At 73.7% G+C, this 20,565-nt stretch carries 23 protein-coding genes, 1 tRNA gene and 1 pseudogene; 5 read left to right on the top strand and 20 right to left on the bottom strand.

Annotated features, from left to right (window positions below; genetic code table 11):
* Positions 1-138 precede the first annotated feature (138 nt).
* From ACIRPH_RS26465 to dacB, 12 genes and pseudogenes are all read right to left on the bottom strand, one after another.
* Positions 139-585: a PH domain-containing protein gene (locus tag ACIRPH_RS26465; RefSeq protein WP_402919125.1), complete on the bottom strand. Its 447-nt coding sequence runs from the start codon at positions 583-585 to the stop codon at positions 139-141.
* Positions 586-1,022: 437 nt separating this feature from the next.
* Complete coding sequence (locus tag ACIRPH_RS26470) at positions 1,023-1,511, bottom strand: DUF3180 domain-containing protein (protein WP_402919037.1); 489 nt, start codon at positions 1,509-1,511, stop codon at positions 1,023-1,025.
* Positions 1,511-2,047, bottom strand: a complete 537-nt coding sequence (gene folK, locus ACIRPH_RS26475) for a 2-amino-4-hydroxy-6-hydroxymethyldihydropteridine diphosphokinase (RefSeq protein ID WP_402919039.1) — start codon at positions 2,045-2,047, stop codon at positions 1,511-1,513. Before folK ends, ACIRPH_RS26470 begins: the two co-directional genes overlap by 1 nt.
* A 74-nt stretch (positions 2,048-2,121) precedes the next feature.
* Positions 2,122-2,481, bottom strand: a pseudogene (folB, locus tag ACIRPH_RS26480) (dihydroneopterin aldolase); the annotation flags it as partial.
* Complete coding sequence (locus ACIRPH_RS26485; protein WP_402919041.1) at positions 2,478-2,921, bottom strand: nuclear transport factor 2 family protein; 444 nt, start codon at positions 2,919-2,921, stop codon at positions 2,478-2,480. The gene ACIRPH_RS26485 and the pseudogene folB, both read right to left, overlap by 4 nt.
* Complete coding sequence (gene folP / locus ACIRPH_RS26490; RefSeq protein WP_402919043.1) at positions 2,918-3,823, bottom strand: dihydropteroate synthase; 906 nt, start codon at positions 3,821-3,823, stop codon at positions 2,918-2,920. Before folP ends, ACIRPH_RS26485 begins: the two co-directional genes overlap by 4 nt.
* A gap of 97 nt (positions 3,824-3,920) precedes the next feature.
* The gene (gene folE, locus ACIRPH_RS26495) at positions 3,921-4,520 is read right to left on the bottom strand and encodes a GTP cyclohydrolase I FolE (protein ID WP_402919045.1); all 600 of its coding nucleotides are present in this window, start codon (positions 4,518-4,520) and stop codon (positions 3,921-3,923) included.
* Complete coding sequence (gene ftsH / locus ACIRPH_RS26500) at positions 4,517-6,523, bottom strand: ATP-dependent zinc metalloprotease FtsH (protein WP_402919047.1); 2,007 nt, start codon at positions 6,521-6,523, stop codon at positions 4,517-4,519. The genes folE and ftsH overlap by 4 nt, the downstream gene beginning before the upstream one ends.
* Before the next feature lie 262 nt (positions 6,524-6,785).
* The gene (gene hpt, locus ACIRPH_RS26505) at positions 6,786-7,340 is read right to left on the bottom strand and encodes a hypoxanthine phosphoribosyltransferase (RefSeq protein WP_267946864.1); all 555 of its coding nucleotides are present in this window, start codon (positions 7,338-7,340) and stop codon (positions 6,786-6,788) included.
* A gap of 139 nt (positions 7,341-7,479) precedes the next feature.
* Positions 7,480-8,496: a tRNA lysidine(34) synthetase TilS gene (tilS, locus tag ACIRPH_RS26510; RefSeq protein WP_402919049.1), complete on the bottom strand. Its 1,017-nt coding sequence runs from the start codon at positions 8,494-8,496 to the stop codon at positions 7,480-7,482.
* The gene (locus tag ACIRPH_RS26515) at positions 8,493-9,575 is read right to left on the bottom strand and encodes a zinc-dependent metalloprotease (protein WP_402919127.1); all 1,083 of its coding nucleotides are present in this window, start codon (positions 9,573-9,575) and stop codon (positions 8,493-8,495) included. Before ACIRPH_RS26515 ends, tilS begins: the two co-directional genes overlap by 4 nt.
* 140 nt (positions 9,576-9,715) lie before the next feature.
* Positions 9,716-11,086: a D-alanyl-D-alanine carboxypeptidase/D-alanyl-D-alanine-endopeptidase gene (gene dacB / locus ACIRPH_RS26520; RefSeq protein ID WP_402919051.1), complete on the bottom strand. Its 1,371-nt coding sequence runs from the start codon at positions 11,084-11,086 to the stop codon at positions 9,716-9,718.
* A 76-nt stretch (positions 11,087-11,162) separates the two neighbouring features.
* Here dacB and ACIRPH_RS26525 point away from each other — a divergent pair, with 76 nt between their 5' ends.
* Positions 11,163-11,693, top strand: a complete 531-nt coding sequence (locus tag ACIRPH_RS26525; RefSeq protein WP_267946867.1) for an inorganic diphosphatase — start codon at positions 11,163-11,165, stop codon at positions 11,691-11,693.
* Positions 11,694-12,116: 423 nt separating this feature from the next.
* Here the strand turns inward: ACIRPH_RS26525 and ACIRPH_RS26530 are convergent, their stop codons facing one another.
* Positions 12,117-12,710 (bottom strand): RNA polymerase sigma factor, encoded by a 594-nt coding sequence (locus ACIRPH_RS26530; RefSeq protein WP_402919054.1) that lies wholly within the window; start codon positions 12,708-12,710, stop codon positions 12,117-12,119.
* A 109-nt stretch (positions 12,711-12,819) separates the two neighbouring features.
* Complete coding sequence (locus ACIRPH_RS26535) at positions 12,820-13,056, bottom strand: hypothetical protein (protein ID WP_402919056.1); 237 nt, start codon at positions 13,054-13,056, stop codon at positions 12,820-12,822.
* A gap of 545 nt (positions 13,057-13,601) precedes the next feature.
* Between ACIRPH_RS26535 and ACIRPH_RS26540 the strand changes: the two genes are divergently transcribed.
* Positions 13,602-14,207 carry a hypothetical protein gene (locus tag ACIRPH_RS26540; RefSeq protein WP_402919058.1) on the top strand — a complete coding sequence of 202 codons (606 nt, stop codon included), beginning with the start codon at positions 13,602-13,604 and terminating at the stop codon, positions 14,205-14,207.
* Positions 14,208-14,250: 43 nt separating this feature from the next.
* Here ACIRPH_RS26540 and ACIRPH_RS26545 read toward each other — a convergent pair whose 3' ends face one another.
* Positions 14,251-14,640 carry a hypothetical protein gene (locus tag ACIRPH_RS26545; RefSeq protein WP_402919060.1) on the bottom strand — a complete coding sequence of 130 codons (390 nt, stop codon included), beginning with the start codon at positions 14,638-14,640 and terminating at the stop codon, positions 14,251-14,253.
* 37 nt (positions 14,641-14,677) lie between these two features.
* The gene (locus ACIRPH_RS26550; RefSeq protein ID WP_402919062.1) at positions 14,678-14,896 is read right to left on the bottom strand and encodes a hypothetical protein; all 219 of its coding nucleotides are present in this window, start codon (positions 14,894-14,896) and stop codon (positions 14,678-14,680) included.
* A 149-nt stretch (positions 14,897-15,045) separates the two neighbouring features.
* On the opposite strand from ACIRPH_RS26550, the gene ACIRPH_RS26555 reads away from it, so the two are divergent.
* On the top strand, positions 15,046-15,879 hold the full coding sequence (locus ACIRPH_RS26555; RefSeq protein ID WP_402919064.1) for an exonuclease domain-containing protein: 834 nt from the start codon (positions 15,046-15,048) through the stop codon (positions 15,877-15,879).
* 83 nt (positions 15,880-15,962) lie between these two features.
* Complete coding sequence (locus tag ACIRPH_RS26560; protein WP_402919066.1) at positions 15,963-16,118, top strand: hypothetical protein; 156 nt, start codon at positions 15,963-15,965, stop codon at positions 16,116-16,118.
* Between the two features lie 117 nt (positions 16,119-16,235).
* Here ACIRPH_RS26560 and ACIRPH_RS26565 read toward each other — a convergent pair whose 3' ends face one another.
* The 4 genes from ACIRPH_RS26565 to ACIRPH_RS26580 form a co-directional block, all read right to left on the bottom strand.
* Complete coding sequence (locus ACIRPH_RS26565) at positions 16,236-16,595, bottom strand: hypothetical protein (RefSeq protein ID WP_402919068.1); 360 nt, start codon at positions 16,593-16,595, stop codon at positions 16,236-16,238.
* A 267-nt stretch (positions 16,596-16,862) separates the two neighbouring features.
* Positions 16,863-16,935 (bottom strand) — tRNA-Thr (locus tag ACIRPH_RS26570).
* A 139-nt stretch (positions 16,936-17,074) separates the two neighbouring features.
* Positions 17,075-18,631 (bottom strand): alpha/beta hydrolase, encoded by a 1,557-nt coding sequence (locus ACIRPH_RS26575; protein WP_402919070.1) that lies wholly within the window; start codon positions 18,629-18,631, stop codon positions 17,075-17,077.
* A gap of 255 nt (positions 18,632-18,886) precedes the next feature.
* Positions 18,887-20,068 carry a DNA polymerase III subunit delta' gene (locus ACIRPH_RS26580; RefSeq protein WP_402919072.1) on the bottom strand — a complete coding sequence of 394 codons (1,182 nt, stop codon included), beginning with the start codon at positions 20,066-20,068 and terminating at the stop codon, positions 18,887-18,889.
* A 217-nt stretch (positions 20,069-20,285) separates the two neighbouring features.
* Between ACIRPH_RS26580 and ACIRPH_RS26585 the strand changes: the two genes are divergently transcribed.
* A complete protein-coding gene (locus ACIRPH_RS26585; RefSeq protein WP_402919074.1) occupies positions 20,286-20,543 on the top strand; it encodes a hypothetical protein in 258 nt (85 codons plus the stop codon).
* The last annotated feature ends 22 nt before the right edge of the window (positions 20,544-20,565 follow it).

Raw genomic sequence — 20,565 nt, forward strand, 5'->3', positions numbered from 1 at the left:
GCCCCCGCCCGGCGGGACCCACCCCGGTTGGTCCGTGTTCTGCGGCCCCGGCGGGTCCTCACGCGCGGCGCCCTCCCCCGAGGGCTGTTCCCCCGGTGGACGCTGGGGCTCCTGGGACGGCTGAGCTGGTCCGTGCACTTACAACCCCGTCGAGAAACTCTCGCTGCGCGCCGCGAGCCGGTCGCGCAACTGGACGGCTTCGGCCAAGGGGAGTCCGACCACGCGGATGTCGGCGGTGCTCGCCGCGGTGCGCACCCGCACGGTCGCGATCCCCAGTGCCTGTTCCAGCAGGTCGGCGGTGACGTCGACGACCTGCATGCGGCCGTAGGGGACGACCACCAGCTGGCGGACGAGCACCCCGTAGGTCAGGTACAGCTCCTCCGCGGCCTCCGCGTACCCCCACGACCCGCGGAACCGCCCGGCCAGGAGCCAGCCCGCGGCGAAGGCCGCCAGGGCCGCCGCCGTCCAGCCCGCGGCCCACGGCCAGGAGGCCCAGACGAAGAGCGTCACGGCGCCCCCGACCCCGGCGATCAGGCACACCGCGCCCACCGCGAGCCTGCGGTACCACGCGAGGGCGGGCGACACGCGGTTCCAGGAGGTGTTCGCGGGCGGGGCGAACGCCGTGTCGAGCGGCCGGGCGGGCCGGGGCTCCCCGGTCGGGTTCGGCGGCGGCGTCGGCTGCGGTGTCGGATCACTGGTCTCCACGGAGCCAGTCAACCATCAGCGGGCAACCCCCCGCCGGAGCGGCTCGGCGCGGCCCCGGGCCGGACTGCCGCGCGGGCGCCCCGGAAGCGCCCGGCGGACCGTCGCGGGGGACGGCCGCCCCCGGCCGCGCGGCGGGCCGGAACGGGGCGCCCCGCACACCGGCGGGGTCCGGCTCCCGTCGGCTCCGGAAGGCCCTCCCCGACCGTGTCGGGCGGGACGGCCGGCTTCCGCGATCGGCGCGCCCGGGACGCGCCCCGTGGACGCTCCCGGCGCCCGCGCCGGTCGCCGCGGGCCCGGAACGGTCCGCGGGACACGGCCTACCGGGCGGCCGGGGGCTCGTCGCCCCTGTCGTCGTCCTCGGGGACCCGGCAGCAGTACTCCAGGTAGAGGGCCGCGGCCAGCAGGAGACCGGCGGACAGCGCCGTGAACAGCGCCGTCAGGAACACCTCCCGCTGCGTGGGCAGCACCAGCATGTCCGACACCGTGAGCGCCATGCCCGCGAAGAAGCCCAGCGCCAGCGACGCGAACAGCGCGCTCGCCTTGGCCAGGGCGACCAGGCGGGCCGCGCTGAGCGGCTGGATCGGCTCCGTGCCGGGCTCGTGGCGGATGCGCCTGCGGGTCCGCCCCGCGGTGAACCCCTCCGCCAGGGCGAGCAGCAGCAGGGTCGGGATCGCCGACCACGGCAGGAGGGGCAGGGCGGGCAGCGCGTTGGTCAGCAGGACCCCCAGGAGGGCCCCGGCCACCGCCAGCAGCGCCGGCACCCGCCAGCCCGTGGGCCGGAGCCGCCCCTCGTCGTCCTCGGCCATCAGCGGTCCTCCCCGCCCGGCAGCCGCAGCCGCAGGTCCTCGCGCACGCGGAGTCCCTGTCCGCCGTCGGCGCCCCCGGCCACGAGCTCGGCCAGGAGGTCCGCGACCGGGCCGCGGCCCGGCAGTTCGGCGAGGGGGTCGGCGTCCAGCCACGGCTGGAGGACGAACGCCCTCAGGTGCGCCCGCGGGTGCGGCAGGGTCAGGGCCGGGTCGTCGTCGCGCACGTCGTCGTACGAGACGACGTCCACGTCGAGGGTGCGCGGCCCCCACCGGACCTCGCGGACCCGGTCGAAGGCCCGCTCGGCGCCCTGGGCGCGGGCCAGCAGCCCCCCGGGCGTGTCGGCCGTGTCCACGACGAGGACCGCGTTGAGGAACGCCCCCTGCTCGGGCCCGCCCACCGGGGCGGTCTCGTAGACCGGGGAGACCGCCACCGGGACGGGCGCACCGGACCCGCCCAGCAGCGTGTCCACCGCGCCCTGCAGGGTCGCCATCCGGTCCCCGAGGTTGGACCCCAGGGAGAGCACCGCCCGGGTCACGTCCGCGACCCCCGTCCGTCCGGGACGCGGGCGGGCTCCGGGGCGCCGGGCTCCCCCGGGTTTCCGGGGGTCGTCCGGTCCCTGACGACGGTGACGGCGACGTCCGCGAACTCGTGGTCGATGGGCGCGGACGGCTTGTGCACCGTCACCTCGGCCCGGTCCACCAGGGGCTCGGCCAGGCACGCGTCCGCCAGGCGCTCGGCGAGCGTCTCGATCAGGTTGACCGGCTCACCGGTCACGATCGCGACCAGCCGGTCGGCGAGCAGCCCGTAGTGGACGGTGTCGCCGACGTCGTCGGAGGCCGCCGCCCCCGCGGTGTCCAGGTGGAGCACGGCGTCGACCACGAAGTCCTGGCCCTCGCGGCGCTCGAACCCGAACACCCCGTGGTGGCCGCGTGCGCGGAGGCCGCGGAGGGCGATGCGGTCCCGCGTCACTCCTCGTCCTCCTCGTCGTCGTCCTCCATCAGCACGGGAGAGGCGTGGTGCGACCACAGCCTCCATCCCTGCTCCGTGTCCACGAACAGGTTGGTGGTCACCACCTGGCCCCCGGCGACGAAGCCGGGGCTGCCGTCCTCGGCGGTGAGCACGTTCTCCTCGCACGTCACCATGGCGATGTCGCCTCCGACCCCGATGTGGGTCTCGGTGAGCACGTACTGGATGTACGTCACGTTGGCCATGATCAGCGACCAGGCCCTCATGATCTCGGTCCGCCCGCGCAGCAGCGGCCAGCCCGGGTTGACGCAGACCAGGTCGGGCGCCTCGTGCTCCTCGGCCCAGACGCTGCGCATCAGGTCGATGTCGCCGTTCTCGATGGCGCTGTAGAACTGCGCGTTGGCCTCGGCCACGCGCTCCATGACCTCCTGGCGCGACTTCACCGGCCGCCCCGGTCCAGCGGCTCGGAGCGCCCCTCGTCGAGGCGGGCGCCGCCGTCGGCCCAGGCGGCGGAGACGCGCACGGCGTCGGCGTTGGGCCGCACGTCGTGCACCCGCACGGCCCACGCCCCGCGGTCGGCGGACAGCGTGGTGACGGCGGCCGTGGCGGCGTCGCACTCGGCGAACGGGCGGTCCTCGCCCTTGGCGTCGCCGAGGAGCCGGCTCAGGAAGCGTTTGCGCGAACCGGCCACCAGCACCGGCCGCCCCAGCTCGTGGAAGCGTTCGAGGTCGTGGAGAAGCGCCCAGTTGTGCGCCTGCTCGGGACGTTTGGAGAATCCCAGTCCCGGGTCCAGAACGATCTGACCCGGGTCGACACCTGCACTGATCATGGCCTCCATACGGTCGCGGAGCTCATCGAGGACCTCCTGGACGACATCCGTGTACACGGCACGGCTCTGCATGTCATGACTATGCCCACGCCAGTGCATCAACACGTAGGCAACGCCGGAAGAGGCCACGAGGCGTGCCATCGCCGGGTCGGCGAGGCCCCCGCTGACGTCGTTGACGAGCACCGCGCCGGCCTCGACGGACCGCTCCGCGACCTCCGCGCGCATGGTGTCCACGCTGACGGCGACGCCGCGCGAGGCGAGTTCGCGTACGACGGGCTCGACCCTTCGCAGCTCCTCCTCCGCGGAGACGCGCTGCGCCCCGGGGCGGGTGGACTCACCGCCCACGTCGACGATGTCCGCGCCCTCCTCGACCAGGCGCAGACCGTGTTCGATCGCCCTGTCGGGATCGAACCACGCGCCGCCGTCGGAGAAGGAGTCGGGGGTGACGTTCACGACCCCCATGACCAGGCACCGCCCGAGGTCGGGCAGGCCCGGAAGTGTGTGTTTCGGCCCCATAAGGATCACCCTACGCGTACGGCCGGGGGCCGGGGGCTCGTGCCCCCGGCCGGGTGTCCGCGACGTCACTTCCGGCGGCTCCGCCCCCGGACCGTCCTCAGCGCCGGTCGAGGATCAGGCTCATCGCCTCGGAACGGGTGCGGTCGCTGCTGCGGAAGATCCCCCGCACCGCGGAGGTGACGGTCTTGGCCCCGGGCTTGCGCACCCCGCGCATCGTCATGCACAGGTGCTCGGCCTCGACCACGACGATCACGCCACGGGGCTGGAGGTGGTCCATGATGGCGTCCGCGACCTGGCCGGTGAGCCTCTCCTGGACCTGCGGGCGGCGCGCGTACACGTCCACCAGGCGGGCGAGCTTGCTCAGACCGGTGATGCGGCCGTCGGCGCCCGGGATGTAGCCCACGTGCGCCACCCCGTAGAACGGCACCAGGTGGTGCTCGCACGTGGAGTAGAGCTCGATGTCCTTGACCAGGACCAGTTCCTCGTGGTCGGCCTCGAAGACCGTGGTGAGCACGTCGCCCGGCTTCTGGCCGAGCCCCGCGTACTGCTCCTCGTAGGCGCGCGCCACCCGCCCCGGGGTCTCGACCAGGCCGTCGCGGTCCGGGTCCTCGCCGATCGCGATGAGGATCTCCCTGACCGCGCGCTCGATGCGCGGACGGTCCACGGGTCTGGACGGCAGTTCGCCGGCTCCGCTCACGCGTCGTCTCCCTGGGTGCCGTTGGAGGGGGCTTCGGGCAGCCGGCCGTTGGTGGACGGGGTCTGCACCTCCGCCCCGTTGAGGACCGCCAGCTCCTTCTTGGAGCGCACCGGGGGCCGCTCGGAGGGCTGGCGCTTGCCGTAGCCGGTGTAGGAGCCCCGCGACGGGCGCTCGGCCACCGGGGCGAAGATCTCCAGCACCTGGGTCTTGGTGAGGGTCTCCTTCTCCAGCAGGGCCACGACCAGGTCGTCCAGGACGTCCCGGTACTCGACGAGGACCTCGTAGGCCTCGTCGTGCGCGGACTCGATGAGGCGGCGCACCTCCTCGTCGATGATGGAGGCGATCTCCTCGGAGTACTCGCGGGCGTGCGACATCTCCCGGCCCAGGAAGGGCTCGGTGTTGCCGGAGCCGAACTTGCGGGCGCCGAGGCGCTCGCTCATGCCGTACTCGGTGACCATGTTGCGGGCCAGGTTCGTGGCCTTGTCGATGTCGTTGCCCGCGCCGGTGGTGGGCTCGTGGAAGACGAGCTCCTCCGCGGCGCGTCCGCCGAGCATCATGGCGAGCTGGTCCATCATCTGGGAGCGCGAGGTGAGGAACTTGTCCTCGGTCGGCACCGACATCGTGTACCCGAGGGCGCGGCCGCGCGGCAGGATCGTGATCTTGTGCACCGGGTCCGAGTTGGGCAGCGCGTGGCCCACCAGGGCGTGGCCGCCCTCGTGGTAGGCGATGATCTTCTTCTCCTGGTCGGACATCACCCGGGTCTTGCGCTCCGGGCCGGCCATGACGCGCTCGATGGCCTCCTCCAGGACCGCGTGGGTGATGACCGTGCTGTCCGCGCGGGCGGACAGCAGCGCGCCCTCGTTGATGACGTTGGCCAGGTCGGCGCCGGTCATCCCGGCGGTCTGGCGGGCGATGACGTCGAAGTCGACGTCGTCGGCCAGCGGCTTGCCCTTGGAGTGGACCTTGAGGATGTCGCGGCGGCCGTCCATGTCGGGGCGGTCGACGACGATCTGCCGGTCGAAGCGCCCCGGGCGGAGCAGGGCCGGGTCGAGGATGTCCGGGCGGTTCGTGGCGGCGATCAGGATGACGCCGCCCTTGACGTCGAAGCCGTCCATCTCGACGAGCATCTGGTTGAGGGTCTGCTCGCGCTCGTCGTGGCCGCCGCCCATGCCCGCGCCGCGGTGGCGGCCCACGGCGTCGATCTCGTCGATGAAGATGATGGCGGGGGCGTTGGCCTTGGCCTGCTCGAACAGGTCGCGCACACGGGAGGCGCCGACGCCGACGAACATCTCCACGAAGTCCGAACCGGAGATGGAGTAGAACGGGACCCCGGCCTCGCCCGCGACGGCGCGGGCCAGCAGGGTCTTACCGGTTCCGGGCGGGCCGAACAGGAGCACGCCCTTGGGGATCTTGGCGCCCATCGCCTGGAACTTGGACGGGTTCTGGAGGAACTCCTTGATCTCGTGGAGCTCCTCGATCGCCTCGTCCGCGCCGGCGACGTCGGCGAAGGTGTTCTTGGGCGTGTCCTTGGTGATGAGCTTGGCCTTGGACTTGCCGAAGTTCATGACCCGGGAGCCGCCGCCCTGCATCTGGCTGAAGATGAACCAGAAGATGACGATGATGATGATCAGCGGCAGCAGGCTGAACAGCGCGGTGGTCCACACGGAGGTCGTGGCGACCGTGACCTCGTAGGACTCGAGGTTGCTGCCCTCGGTCTCCAGGGACTCCTGGAGCATGTCCGCCAGTTGGAGGCCCTGCCCCTCGACCCAGTACGCCTCGTAGATCTCGTCGTCGGTCGTGGTCAGCACGATGCGCTGGTCGCGGTCGACGATCTCGGCGTTGTCCACCTCGTCCCGCTCGATGAGCTGGTAGACGGTCGAGGTGTCGGTCTCCGTGGGCTGTGGTCCGCCACCGACGTCGAAGACGCGGAAACCGATGATGAGCATGAGGCCGACGGCCAGGACCCAGATCCACGGGCCGCGGAAAAAACGCTTCAGATTCATGTGAGCGGAACCCTGTCGGGTCCGTCCCTCCTGACCAGGCCGCCCGCCCCAGAGGACTATCCGAAGCAGGACCAAACGGACACGTGGCTCCCCGCGAGAACGCCGGGACCTTTCGACGGTACACCGCACCCCACCGGGCGGTGGCACCGCTCGGGAAGCCGGACGCGGGGTCGTCATGAGAGCAACGACGGCAACCCGCCCCGTTGTTCCCGTGGGCGTTCCCACCGCCGCGCGGGGCCCGCGCGGCGGCGTTCCCGGGGGGCTACTCCTCGTAGACGTGCGGGGCGAGGGTGCCGATGAACGGCAGGTTGCGGTACTTCTCCGCGTAGTCGAGGCCGTAGCCGACGATGAACTCGTTGGGCAGGTCGAAGCCGATGTACTTGACGTCGAGGTCGACGTCGAAGGCCAGCGGCTTGCGGACCATGGTGCAGACCTCGACCGAGCTGGGCCCGCGCGACTTGAGGTTCCCCACCAGCCAGGAGAGGGTCAGGCCCGAGTCGATGACGTCCTCGACGATCAGGACGTCGCGGTCCTTGATGTCGGTCTCCAGGTCCTTGAGGATCCGCACCACCCCGGAGGAGGTCGTCCCCGCGCCGTAGGAGGACACCGCCATCCAGTCCATGGAGACGGGGCTGTGCAGCACCCGGGCCAGGTCGGCCATCACCATGACCGCGCCCTTGAGCACTCCGACGATCAGCAGGTCCCTGCCCGCGTAGTCCGCGTCGATCCGCGCACCGAGCTCCGCCAGGCGCGCGTTGATCTCTTCCTCGGTGACCAGGACCTTCTCCAGGTCCCGACCCATGTCCTTAGCGTCCACGCTCACTGTCCTCGCTGCTGGGTTCCCCGTTTGCGGCAACCAGGATAAACGTGCCGAACACGGGTACGGCCCCCGACCGTCGGCCCCCGGCCCCCTCGACGTCCGCGCAGGTCGGACATGCCGGACAGGCGGGAGGGGTTCAGCGGGGTCCGGCCTCGAACCGGATACGGCCCGCGGAGCGCCGCCCCCTGACGCCCCCGGGCAGGTCGATGTGGGCCTGGCCACGCCAGTCGACGACCAGGCGTTCCAGCTCGCGCACGTGCCGGGCGGTCAGCGCGCTCGCGGAGCACCCGGCCGCCAGGGCGGCCCGGCGCAGCACGCGCGTGCGCAGCGCGTCGGGGGCCGCCTCCAGCGGGGCCACCGCCAGCTCCGGCCCGACCGGGACCGCGGGGGCCGGCGGGAGGCGGTCGGGCGTCTCGGCCGCCTGCGCGTACAGCGCGTCGGCGAAGGAGTCCAGGGTGTCGGCGTCGGCCCGCAGCAGCGCCGCCGTACGGGCGAGGGCCGCGGCGACCCCCGGCCCCAGCGTCCTCTCCAGGGCGGGCAGCGCGTCGTGGCGCACCCTCGACCGGGCGAAGCGGGGGTCCAGGTTGTGCGGGTCCTCCCAGGGGTCCAGGCCCATGAGGGCGCATGCCTCGCGGACCGTGGCGCGGTCCAGGTCGAGGAGGGGGCGCGCGTAGCCGCGGGTGCGCGGCGCCATCCCGGCCAGGGAGCGGGCGCCCGACCCCCGCGCCAGCCCCAGCAGGACCGTCTCCGCCTGGTCGTCGAGGGTGTGGCCGAGCAGCACCACCGCGGGGGCGTGCGCGGCGGCGGCCTCCTCCAGGGCGTCGTAGCGGGCACGGCGCGCGGCGGCCTCCGGCCCCCCGTCCGCGCCCACCTCCACCCCCACGGCCAGGACCGGGTCGAGCCCGAGCCCGCGCAGGACGCGGGCGACCGCCTCCGCCCGCGCCGCGGACCCCTCCTGGAGCCCGTGGTCGACGGTGACCGCGCCCGCGGCCCGGCCGGCCCTCGGCGCCTCGAAGGCCACCGCCCCCGCCAGGGCCAGGGAGTCGGCGCCGCCGCTGCACGCCACCAGCGCCGTGGCGCCGGAGGGCAGGTCGGACAGCGCCCGCCGGACCGCGGAGCGCACCGCGGCCACGGCGGGGGGCGGTCCGCTCACTCGGTGATGGCGGCGGGGCGGACGACCCGGGCGATCCACGTGTGCGGGTTGCGGATCTCCTCCAGGGTGGGGAGGGTCTCGGGCGAGGTCCACACCTTGTTGAACTCCGCCATGCCGACGTCGGCCACGACGGCGCGGACGAAGGCGGCGCCCTCCTCGTACTGGCGCATCTTCATGTCCATGCCCAGCAGCTGCCGCATGATCCGGTCGAGGGGGTTGACCGACTCGCGGCGCTTCTGGAAGCGGGCGCGGATGGTGGCCACGGTCGGCACCACCTCGGGCCCGACGGCGTCCATCACGTAGTCGCCGTGCCCCTCGGCGAGGCTCATGACCGCGGTGACGCGGTCCATGATCTCGCTCTGCTCCGGGCTCTGGATCGCGGTGATGAGGCTGGTCTCCCCGCCCCCGCGGACGGCGTCCGCGACGGCCTCGCCGGCCGCGCGCAGCCGGTCGATGAGGTCTCCCGCGTTCATGTCGGACGACAGCAGCAGCTCCTGCATGAGCCCCTGGACGTGCCCGCGCAGCCACGGCGTGGCCGTGAACTGCATGCGGTGGGTCTCCTCGTGCAGGCACACCCACAGCCGGAAGTCCCGGGGGTCGACGTCCATCTCGCGTTCGGCGTTGACGATGTTGGGCGCCACCAGGGTCAGACGGCCGGTCGACACGGAGCCGTCGGGGCCCGGCGGCAGGAAGAGCTCGTACTGGCCGAGGACCTTCCCCGCCAGGTAGGAGAGCATCGCTCCCAGCTGCATCCCGGTGATCCGGGACCCGACCGCGCTGGTCAGGTTCCCGGCGGGGCTGTTGTTGAGCCGGTCGGCGCCCATTTGCTCGAGTACGGGTTCGATGACCACTCGAAACCCGTCGACGTTGGCTCGGATCCAGCCGGGGCGGTCCACCACGGCCGCGGGTCCCGCTGGTTCGAGGGGGTTCATTCCGGTGAAGTCGCGCACGTGCCCGGCCGCCACGGTGGAGAGCTCGCGCAACTGCGCCACGGCCTGCCGTGCGTCGGAGAGGTCCACCTGCGGCCCAGGGCGCACGAGGCGAACACCGGTGTTGACGGCTACGTCCCAGTCGATCACAGTCACACCGCCAGCCTACCCACGCAGCGGCGGAGGGCACGGGGATCAGGGTCGGAATTCCGGGTGCCCCCAGGGATACCCCTGAGACCGGCCGAATCGCCCCTCCCCTCCGGGCGCCCGGAGGGGAGGGGCGGCAGCGGTCAGGAGCAGCCGCAGCGGCTGAGCGCCGCGGGCAGCGAGTCGAGCTGGTAGCCGCTCGCCGCCGGGTTGTTGGCCATGAAGGCGAACACGAACACGTTGCCCTCGCGGTCGTGGACCGTTCCGGCGAGGGTGGCCACCCCGTTGAGCGTGCCCGTCTTGCCGCGCACCAGGCCCGCGGCGTCGTGGGCGGAGGAGCCCTCGGCGTAGCGATCGGCCAGGGTGCCGGTGGCGTGGGCGGTCGGCAGCCCGGTCACCGCCGCGCCCAGGTCGGGGCGGTCGCCGCTCGCGACCAGCTCCAGGAGTTCGACCAGGGCACGCGGCGTGATGCGGTTGCGGGTGCTGAGGCCGCTGTTGTCCGTCAGTGAAACGCCCTCGACGCCCAGCCCGGACATGATCCGCTCGGTGGCCGCCGTGGCGCCGTCGAAGGTGGGCTCCTCCCCCGTCTCGATCGCGGTGATCCGTCCCATGGACTCGGCCAGGATGTTGTCGCTGGCCAGCATCATGAACTCCACCAGGGAGGCCATCGGCGCCGACTCCACCGACGCCACGGGCTCGCCCGAGGCGGTGGCCTCCGACGGCTCGCCCTCGACCTCGACGCCCGCCTCCTCCAACTGCTCGGCGAACGCCCGCGCCGCGTGCAGGGAGGGCTCCGTCGTGCGCGAACCGTAGCCGCTGGCCTCCGGGGAGACCCGGCCGGAGTCGAGCATCAGGGCGGTGACCGGGGCCGCGTTGCCCTCGGGGACGTAGTTGGGCTTCCAGCCCTCCGGTGTCTCCGGGCCGGCGAACATCGAGTCGTCGTAGCCCAGGGAGACGGTGCCGACACCCTCCGCCGCCAGCGCCTCGGCCGTGCGCGCAGCGAGCTCCTCCAGCGTGGCTACCTGCGGGTAAGCTGCGGAGTCGGCGGTCGCGGTCAGGGTCGTGTCGCCCCCTCCGCGCAGCACCACCCGGTTCGCACCGGTGTCGAGGTACGCCTCGGTGCGCAGCACGTGGTCGGGGCCGACGGTGTCCAGGACGGCGACGGCCGTGGCGATCTTGGTCGTCGAAGCGGGGGTCACGGGCGTGTCCGCGTCACTCTCGAAGAGCGTCTCACCGGTCGTTCCGTCGACGACGTAACCGGAGAGGCCCTCCTCGAGCCCCGGGGACGACATGGGATCATCAAGGATGTCCGCGATCCGTTCCGGGTCCGCCGGAGTCGAGGCCGCGGGTTCCGCCGCCGCCACGCCCTCGGCGTTCGTGACCGGGTTGGGCACTGCGGGAAGCGGCCGAGCCTCGATCACGTCGAGGGCTACGAACCCGGCGATCAGCACGAATATGTTGAGCAGGGCCAGTGCGAGGAACCCCTCGCCTCGTACCCGTCGCACCCGGGGCACCTGCCCTTCCTTCGGTGTCGCGGCCTGACGTTGTTGTTATACGGCGACATTAGTCGCATTGGGAGCCGAGATCAGCATGGAATTCGACGTTACGATCGAGATCCCCAAGGGGGAGCGCAACAAGTACGAGGTGGACCACGAGACCGGTCGTATCCGCCTCGACCGCATGCTGTTCACCTCCACCACCTACCCCGCGGACTACGGCTTCGTCGAGGGCACCCTCGGCGAGGACGGCGACCCCTTGGACGCCCTCGTCCTGCTCAAGGCGCCGACCTTCCCGGGCTGCCTGATCAGGGCCCGCGCCATCGGCATGTTCCGGATGCGCGACGAGGCCGGTGGTGACGACAAGCTGCTCTGCGTTCCGGCGACGGACCCGCGCCAGGAGCACCTCCGTGACATTCACCACGTCAACGAGTTCGAGCGCCTGGAGATCGAGCACTTCTTCACGGTGTACAAGGACCTGGAGCCCGGCAAGTCCGTCGAGGGCGCCAGCTGGGTGGGCCGCCACGAGGCCGAGCAGGAGATCGTGGCCTCCGTGAAGCGCGCGGAGGAGGCGGGGGCGCACGGCGACAGCTCGCACATCTCCGACACCGAGGGCGACAAGTAGGCGTCGCCGACGCGTGGTCCGGCCGTGCCGGCGGAGGGCCGGTGGGGACGACCCCACCGGCCCTCCGCCGTCGGGGCACGCCGGCGCCGTCGGGGACGGCGGCCCCCTGTATCCATGAAACCCCGGTTCGCCCCGCTCCGGCAGGGGCTGTGGACGGCGTGGGGGCGGCGGTACGGCCGCCTCCGCCGGCGGGCCCGGCGCGGGAGAACGCCCCCGGCAGGGCCGACACGGGCGGCGCGGTGGCGGCGCGGGAGAACGCCCCCGACGCGGGCGGCGCAAGAGGCCGCGCTCCGGCAGGACCGGCGCGAGTGGCGGCGCGGGAGGCCCCCGGCGGCTCCGGACCGGGGCGCGGAGCGGGCGGCCGTGCGCCGCGGCCCGCGGGCGGTAAGCGCGGTCCCCGGCGGGCGCGGAACACGACCGGCGTCATCTCCGGCTCTGCGGGATCGCCTCCCCCGGGGCGGATTCGGGCGCGTGGTCCCTGGCGAGCACGAAACCGGCGAACGCGACCAGGAGCAGGGCGCACACGACCGCCAGCGCGACGGGGGCCAGGGCCACCATCCCCCGCAGCCGCAGGGGACCGTCGGGCCGCACCGGGAACCCGTTCCGGTCGAAGTGGTCGGCGCGCGCGGCCACGTGCGCCCTGTACCCGTCGAGCTCGGGTCCGCTCATCCCGTTGAGCACCCGGACCGGCACCAGCGCGGTCCTCTCGGGCATGGACATCCCGTCCCCGACCGGCGCGGCCGTGCGCAGGCCGGCCGCGAGCCGTCTGGCGCACTCCGCCTCCGCCAGGGCGTGCAGCCACTCCCCCAGGTGCTCGGGCTCCTCCAGCCGGCCGATGTGGGCCCGGGCGGCGATCAGCGTGTCCCTGAGCACCACGTGCGCGGCGTCGCGGTCGCGCAGGACCAGGATGCAGCGCCGGTAGAGCTCCTCCCCGTAGGCGTCGAGCAGCCTCGCGTAGGCGTCGGCCCGCGGTATGCGACTGGAGCGCAGGGCGTGGAGGAGATCCTGGTCCGTCATAGACCAAGAATCTACGCGGCGCGGCGGGCGGCACATCCCCCTTTGTCGAAAGACGTTCCGTACCGGCGCTCCGCCCGTCGAACCGAAGGAACCGGTGCGCGCCGGCCCCTCAGTCCGCGTCCCGGGGCCCCCGGGGCTCCGGGGGCCGGGGGGATCCGCCGGGGGGCCGGGAGGGCCTCCGGTGGCGCGCGCGCAGCCACAGCAGGACGAAGGTCAGAGCGGTCAGCGCGGCGACCAGGACGGCCGCGCCCGGTCCGAGGAAGCCGAGCGCCATCACCGCGGCGGCCGCGACGACGAGCGCGCGCACGAGCACACGCGCCCACAGCCCCGGGGCCTCGGGGTTCAACTGTGCCTTCTGGGGAGGTATGCCATAACGGCCGCTCCTGTCACTACGGCTGGGGGATGGTGCCCGCTCCGGCGGTGTTCGCACGCCGTACTCGGGCTCCACATGTCACCACCGCGCAGCGCCACCCGCAACACACCCGGTGCTCCTCCGGGGTGAGGTGGCCGACACGCGCGATTCCCGACGATGGCTTGACTCCTCCCGGACTTTGCTGGTGTCCTTGCACCTATGTATCCGCGCACCCGCACCGACGCCACGGCTCGCACGGCCCCCGGGGCCCTCTGCCACCTGGCCCGTGCGGCGTGTCCGTGTTGTCGTCACTGAGCCGGTTCTGAGGCGTCTCCGTACGCCGTCGCCCGACCGCGTGCCCCTCCGCCCCGACCACCTCTGCGTGTGGTCCGGACACGGGGCGCATCCCGCAGGGTGATTCCCGCCTCCGCGCGTACGCGCGGGGACCTCGCACCTGCCGCCCGGCCCGCCGGGACCCACCGACGACATCCGCGCGTTCCCGCACACACGGGCGCGCACACGGGAAAGATCCTCTCACGATGCCCCAGCGCACTCTCGACCCCACCGCCGTTCTCCCGTCCTCCGAGGCCCCGTCGCCCGCCGTGTCGGCGCCGGCCGCCCGCCGCCCCTCCGACCCCGGGACCCCGGCCCCCGGACAGGTCTCGTTGGAGGGGATCGGCGACGTGGTGGACGCCGGACGCCCTTCCGGCTATGCCCACCTGGGCGAACGCCGCCTGCCGACCCTGGGCCGCCTGGTGGCGGCCGCCCGCGGCGCCGCGTCCTCGCTGCGCCGTCCCACCCTGTGGCCGTCCCGGCGGGGACACTGGCAGCCCGCCCCCCGCGCCGCCCGCCGCCACGCGAGCGGCCGGCTGCGGGTGAGCACCGTGGCCCTCGAACCCCACAGCTTCGTGGCCGGCCCCGCCGACCACCCCGCGCGTCCGCACGGCATGGAGGTCCTCTACCTGGTCAGCGGTCGCGCCCATCTGATCGCGTCGGCCCCCGACGGGCAGATGCGCTCGGCCTCGGAGCTGGCCGAGGGTCGGGCCCGCGTGATCGGCGCACCCGTGGGAGGCGCCGCACGGGGACACCACTTCCTGGTGAACACCGGGGACGAGGTGGCCGTGGTGGTCCGGGTGACCGCCTGACCGCCCGCGCCCGGACCGCGTGCGCGGTCCCGCGGCGAAGCGCTCACGCATCCGCGCCCCGTTCGCCGGTGGCCGAGCGGAGCGCCGCGTCGACCGCCTCGACCGACCTCAGGACCCCCGCCATGCGCTGCCCCTCAGCGAGGTAGGCGTTCATCACCTGGTCGAGCGCGTGCGGGGGCAGATGGTCGCGGAGGTCGACCCGTGCGGTCCGGTACCCCTCCCGGGCGGCCTCCAGCGCCGCGGAGACGTACTGGCGGGCCAGCCGGGAGAGGGCGACGGGATGACGACGCAGGACCCCGTGCAGCCGGTAGTCGGCGGGCACGTGGTCGAACAGCCACACGAGGGCGGTCTGCTCGAAGGAGTCCGACCCGGGCGGGTGAACACTCGCGGGCCAGTCCGGCGTCAGCGGCTGATCGGGCATGCCGACCAGCATACCCTTTGATCGAAAATATGTTCGATTCGGTGGTGGGTCAGTCGGCGGTCCCCGTCGCCTCCGACGAGTCCTCCTTGGCGGCCTCCCGCCTCTCGAACTCGACCCTGATGGCCTGCTCCGCCGCGTCGACCGCGGCTCTGGCGGTGATCGCGTTCGTGTGCGCGCGGTCGAGCTCCTCCAACAGGATGCAGTCGAAGGAAACCCGTGCGTCGTGGATCGCTGCTTCCAGCTGACGTGATGCCTCTTCCAAACTCATGCCCTTCCCCTCCCCAGAAGAAGGCCCCCGCACACACGCACCCCACCGGCACCGCCCCTCCCGTCCCTCCCCGACTGTCGCAAAGCCGCTCTACGATGGAACATCGCCGCTGCTCACAGCAGTGCCGACCATCCGGCCGAGAGGAATCCATGCGCAACCGCTACCCCGGGAGATGCACCGCCTGCCAGGTCGCCGTCGGCACCGGAGAGGGGGTCGTCCGCAAGGGGGACGGCCGCTGGCTCACCTACTGCGCCGAGCACGAGCCGCGCCCCGTCCCGCCCTCCCGGGGCGCGCACCCCGGCTGGCACACCACCCCCCTGCTCGGCTTCGACTCCGAGACCTCCTCCCGCGACCCCGACACCGCCTTCCTGGTGTCGGCCGCCCTCGTGGACCGCGAGGGCGGGGCACGCACCTGGCTGGTGAGCCCCGGCGAGCGGGAGATCCCGGCGGGAGCGGTGGCGGTCCACGGGATCACCACCGAACGGGCTCGCGCCGAGGGGCGACCGGCCGCGGAGTGCCTGGAGGAGATCGCCCTGGCCCTGACCGGGCAGCTCTCCGCCGGCGAGGGCCTGGTGGTCTTCAACGCCCCCTACGACCTCCGGGTCCTCTCCTGCGAACTGCGGCGGCACGGCCTGGCCTCCCTGGAGGAGCGCCTGGGCGGCCCTCCCGCGCCCGTGGTGGACCCGCTCGTGATCGACCGCGGGGTGGAGCCCTACCGCAAGGGCAAGCGCAACCTGGGCGCCATGTGCGAGTACTACGGGGTGGAGCTGACCGACGCCCACACGGCCCGGGGCGACGCGTCCGCCGCCCTGGCCCTGGCCGAGGAGATCGGCGCCCGCCACCCCGGGCTCGCCTCGGCGGACCTCGCCGAGCTGCACCGGCGCCAGGTCGACTGGTCCCTCTCCTACGCCCGCAACCGCCAGGCGTGGATGGACAGCAACAAGCCCGACCACGGGACCGTGGTGGACGGCGCCTGGCCCTGAGGGGCCTCCCCGCGGCCGTGATGTGCGGAACCCCGGCGAACGGGTAGGCCACCCCCACGGAGCGCACATCCTCGGGAGGCGGCATGGTCTATCTCATCCTGGTACTGCTGGCGGTCTGGCTGATCCTCACCATCATCGGCGTGGTGATCAAGGGGCTGGTCTGGCTCGCCGTCATCGGCGCGATCCTGTTCGTCGCCACCGCCGTGTGGGGATGGCTCCAGAACCGGCAGCGCGTCTGAGGCCCGGGCCGGGAGGAACCGCGACGCGACGGCCGCGGAGCGCGCTCCGGGCCGCGCTCCGCGGCCCGTGACGGGACCGCGGGCGCCGCGCCCTCAGCCGCCTCCTCGGGACGGCCCCTAGGGCTCCAGGGCCCGCCCGGAGCCGGTCCCGTCGCCTTCGAGCCCGGCGACGATCCGCCGGGCGCGGGCCTCGTCCGCGCCCAGGCGTTCGCGGACCGCCCGCACCGCCTCCTCGCCCCGCCCGAGGGCGACCAGGTCGTGCACGCGGGCGCGCAGGGAGGGCGGCAGATCCTCCGACCCCCTCGGCACGGGAACGTATCCGCCCACATGCCGCTCGGGCTCCACCCGGGGCGCCGGCTCCTCCGCGACCACGAGCCGGTCGTTCAGGTAGGCCACCACCCGGCGCAGCGCCAAGGAACCGGCGGCGAGCACGACGATGGACCCGAGCAGCGCGAACAGCATGAACATCAAGCTCATGGCGTGCACCTACCCGCGTTCCCGTCGGCACAGCCCCACACCGCCGACACGTCGGGTAATCATCTGTTGACCAAGGGCGTTCGCCGGGCCGCGCGGAACCGCGGCCCCGGACGCCGGGGCCGCGGTTCCGGCGCCCCGGGGCCCCGCGCGGGGTGCGGCGGGGTCCGCCCCCGCCGAGCGGGGCGCACACCCCCGGGGCTCCGGCCGGAACGGACCCCGGACACGCGTCAGGCCCGCCCGGGGAACTCCGGACGGGCCTGATGTCGGAGCCGCCTGTCGGAATCGAACCGACGACCTATTCATTACGAGTGAATCGCTCTGCCGACTGAGCTAAGGCGGCGCGACGCCACGTGTCACACGCGGCGAAGCGGTCCCAGTCTAACGCCTTCCGACGGGTGCCGTGTACACGTTTGCGGTCATGCCGGTCCCGCCGCCGCGAACGGGGCGGGGCCGGGGGCGGCGGCCCCCGGCCCCCGCGGTCAGGCGCAGGCCATGCCGTCCTCGGGAACGGTCAGGTCGACCAGGTAGGCGTCCACGATGTCGTCGATGCACTGGTCGCCCATCCGGTAGGCCGTGTGGCCGTCACCGTCGCGGGTCACCAGGAACCCGGATTCCAGCTGACCCGCGAGCGCCTCGGCCCACGCGTACGGTGTGGCCGAGTCCCGGGTGGTGCCCACCACCATGATGGGGGCGGCCCCCGCTCCGTCCAGGCCGGTGGTCGGGGTGACCGCCTCCTCCGGCCAGTAGGCGCACGGCAGGGCTCCCCAGGCCAGCGTCGGACCGAAGATCGGCGACTCCTCGCCAGCCTCGGCCGCGGCCAGGACATACGCGTCGACGTCGCGCGGGCTCGGGGAGTCGGAGCAGTTCACCGCGATGAGCGCCGCGGTGGAGTTCTCGTAGGCGGCCGGGTCCTCGCGGCTGTACAGGTCGTCGCCGAGCTGGAGCAGGACGGTGCCGTCGCCGTTCTCCACCGCCTCGGTCAGACCCTCGCGCACCCGGGGCCACCAGCTCTCGGAGTACAGGGCGGCGAGGACGCCCAGCTCGGCACGGGCCCGGTTGACCTCGCGGTCGTCGGCGCTGTTGGACAGCGGCTCCGCGGCGGTGTCGGCCAGGAAGTCGCTCAGCGCTCCGACGCCGTCCTCCACGCTGTCGCCGGACGCGCCCAGCGGGCAGTCCGACTGGCCGAGGCAGTCCTCCACGAAGGCCCGCAGCGCCGTCTCGAAGCCGGTGGCCTGCGCGACGCTGAGGTCGAGCTGCTCCTGGCTGGGGTCCACCGCGCCGTCGAGCACGAGGGCGCGGACCCGGTCGGGGAACTCCTCCGCGTACTGCGCCCCGATGTGGGTGCCGTAGGAGGCGCCGAGGTAGGTCAGCTGCTCGTCGCCGACCAGGGCGCGCAGGATGTCCATGTCGCGGGCGACGTTGACGGTGCCCATGTGGAGCATCAGCTCGGGGTCGTTGGCCCGGCAGGCCTCGACGAACCCGCGGCTGTCCTCCTCCAGTTCGGCCAGCTCGGCCTCGGTGACCTCGGACATGTCGCCGTCGCCCTCGACGCTGTCGACCCCGCCGAGGAACTCGTCGAGCCCCTCGGAGTCCAGGCAGGTCAGCGGTGAGCTGCGGCCGACGCCGCGCGGGTCGAACCCGACCACGTCGAACCTCTGGCGCACCGCGTCGCTGACCGTGAAGGCGGCGTGGTCCACGTAGTCGTAGCCGGAGCCGCCCGGGCCGCCGGGGTTGACCAGCAGGGAGCCGATGCGGTCGCCGCCCTCGGCGGGGAACCGCTTGACCGCGATCTCGACGCGGTCGCCGCCGGGCTCGTCGTAGTCCAGGGGCACCTCGTAGACCGCGCACTCCGCGCCGTCCGCCCCGCTCTCGCACTCACCCCAGTCGAGGCCCTGATCGGTGAAGTCGGTCAGTGCGGGGTCGGGGGCGGCGACGTTCCCCTCCTCGGGTGCGCCCTCCCCGCCCGTGCACCCGGTCGCCAGCAGCACCGCACCGGCCAGTGCCGCCGCCAGTGCCCCCCGAACTCTCGTCGCCACGGATGTCCGCCCTCTCGTTTCCGCCGGCCGCTGGTGGCCGGCGCGTCGTCTGCTCCGCACCGGCCCGGCCGTGCGGCTCTGTCCTCCCACGGTCCCGGGACGCGACCACCGGGTGGTCGCGACGCGCGGCCGGGGCCGTCTCCTGCCGCTCCGGACCGGCCCGGGGCCGTCCGGCCCCGGGCCGTGCGCGCACGGGCCCCGGAGGACGCCCTCCGCGCCGTCCGCGCCCCGCCGGGGCGCCTCGGACGGTGCGGCTCACGCTCTCCCGTCGGCCAGGAGGGCGGAGGTCATGGCCTCCATGGCGATCTGGGGGTGCACGTTCGCCTCGATGCGTCCGCGGCACTCCATGATGGCGTCGATCCGTCGCAGTGTGGTCTCGGGTGCGCTGGAGCGCGCCACGCGGTCCAGGTCCCCGGAGCGCTCTCCGGTGGACAGCTCGACCGAGGCCCCCAGCTGGAGGGCCAGGACGTCCCGGTAGAAGGCGGCCAGGTCGAGCAGGGCGCGGTCGTAGGAGTCGCGTTTGATCCGGGTGGCACGGCGCTTCTGCCGCTCCTCCAGGTCCTTCATGGCGCCCGCGGACCCCCGCATGGCCTTGGCCACGCCCTTGCCGGTGGAACCCTCGCCGAACGCGGTCCTCAGCTCGTCCTTCTCCTTCTCGTCCAGGGCGGTGGTGAGGGCCTTGGACTCCTCCTCGGCGATCTCGTACAGCCGGGCGGCGGAGGTGACGCACGCGCCGAGCCCGTCGAGGCGGGCGGGGATGGACAGCACCTCCTCCCGGCGCCTGCGCGCGTCCGGGTCGGTGGCCAGCTGCCGCGCCCTGTCGATCCGGCCGGCCGCGGCCACCGCCGACGCCTGGGCGAGCACGGGGTCGACCCCGTCGCGCCGGACCAGGGCGTCCACCAGCTCCCGGGTGCCGGGGGTGGCGAGGGTGACCAGCCGGCAGCGGGAGCGGATGGTGACGAGCAGGTCGTCGGGCGCGGGCGTGCACAGCAGCCAGACCGTACGGGGGGAGGGCTCCTCCACCGCCTTGAGCAGGGCGTTGGAGGCGGCCTCGGTGGCGCGTTCGGCGTCCTCGAAGAGCACGATGCGGAACCGGCCGCCGGAGGGCCTGGAGCCCGCCCGCAGCACCAGGTCGCGGGTGGCGGCGACGCCGAAGCTCAGACCGCTGGGGCGCACGTACAGCAGGTCGGGGTGGGTTCCGGCGAGGACCTGGTGGCAGGAGGGGCAGTGCCCGCAGCCGCCGTCCGGGCACTGGAGTGCGGCCGCGAAGGCCCGGGCCGCCTCCGAGCGGCCCGATCCGGGCGGGCCGGTGAACAGCCAGGCGTGGGTCATGCCCGCGCCCCGGCCCCCGGCGACGAGGTCCGACGCCCCGGCCACGGCCCGCCGGAGCTGGCCCACCGTGGCCTGCTGGCCGATGAGGTCGTCGAAGACCGTCACGCTTCCCCCCGAGAACCACCGCTGATGTCTGCTCTCAGGATAGGAGCCGCCACCGACGCCCGGGCCGTCGTCCACAGGCCCGCCGGGGGTGGATAGCGTGGTGCCGTCACGGCCCGGCGCCCGCTCCGCGTACGGCCGCCGCGGCGGTCCCCCGACCTCCGCGGTCCGACCACACCCCCTCTCCCCGTCCCCCGCAGAAGATCCGGAGCAGTCCCCCTTGACGCACTCCCCCTCCCCCTCCCCCTCCCCCTCCTTCCAGCCGCAGCCCGAGTCCCGCCCCGGGTGGGACTCCTCCCTCCCCGAGGACGGGTCGCCCTTCGGGGGAGGTTCCGGCCGCCCCTCGTTCGCCCCGCCCGAGCCCCGGCGACGCGGGATGTCCGCCGCCGACCGGGCCGCCGCGATCGTCCTCGGCTGCGTGGTCGTGGCGCTCGTCGCCCTCGTCGCGATCGGGGTCGCCGTCCTCCTCCCGGTCTGACGGGCCGCCCGGGGCCCGGTGT

Origin of the sequence: Nocardiopsis sp. NPDC101807, assembly GCF_044766605.1 — a bacterium.
Lineage (GTDB): Bacteria > Actinomycetota > Actinomycetes > Streptosporangiales > Streptosporangiaceae > Nocardiopsis > Nocardiopsis tropica.

Bases quoted from the DNA above. Each gene is read 5' to 3' on its own strand.
- ACIRPH_RS26470 (WP_402919037.1), bottom strand. From the start codon at position 1,511: ATGGCCGAGGACGACGAGGGGCGGCTCCGGCCCACGGGCTGGCGGGTG.
- folP (WP_402919043.1), bottom strand. From the start codon at position 3,823: ATGGGGCCGAAACACACACTTCCGGGCCTGCCCGACCTCGGGCGGTGC.
- ftsH (WP_402919047.1), bottom strand. From the start codon at position 6,523: ATGAATCTGAAGCGTTTTTTCCGCGGCCCGTGGATCTGGGTCCTGGCC.
- ACIRPH_RS26525 (WP_267946867.1), top strand. From the start codon at position 11,163: ATGGAATTCGACGTTACGATCGAGATCCCCAAGGGGGAGCGCAACAAG.
- ACIRPH_RS26530 (WP_402919054.1), bottom strand. From the start codon at position 12,710: ATGACGGACCAGGATCTCCTCCACGCCCTGCGCTCCAGTCGCATACCG.
- ACIRPH_RS26540 (WP_402919058.1), top strand. From the start codon at position 13,602: ATGCCCCAGCGCACTCTCGACCCCACCGCCGTTCTCCCGTCCTCCGAG.
- ACIRPH_RS26545 (WP_402919060.1), bottom strand. From the start codon at position 14,640: ATGCTGGTCGGCATGCCCGATCAGCCGCTGACGCCGGACTGGCCCGCG.
- ACIRPH_RS26550 (WP_402919062.1), bottom strand. From the start codon at position 14,896: ATGAGTTTGGAAGAGGCATCACGTCAGCTGGAAGCAGCGATCCACGAC.
- ACIRPH_RS26555 (WP_402919064.1), top strand. From the start codon at position 15,046: ATGCGCAACCGCTACCCCGGGAGATGCACCGCCTGCCAGGTCGCCGTC.
- ACIRPH_RS26560 (WP_402919066.1), top strand. From the start codon at position 15,963: ATGGTCTATCTCATCCTGGTACTGCTGGCGGTCTGGCTGATCCTCACC.
- ACIRPH_RS26565 (WP_402919068.1), bottom strand. From the start codon at position 16,595: ATGAGCTTGATGTTCATGCTGTTCGCGCTGCTCGGGTCCATCGTCGTG.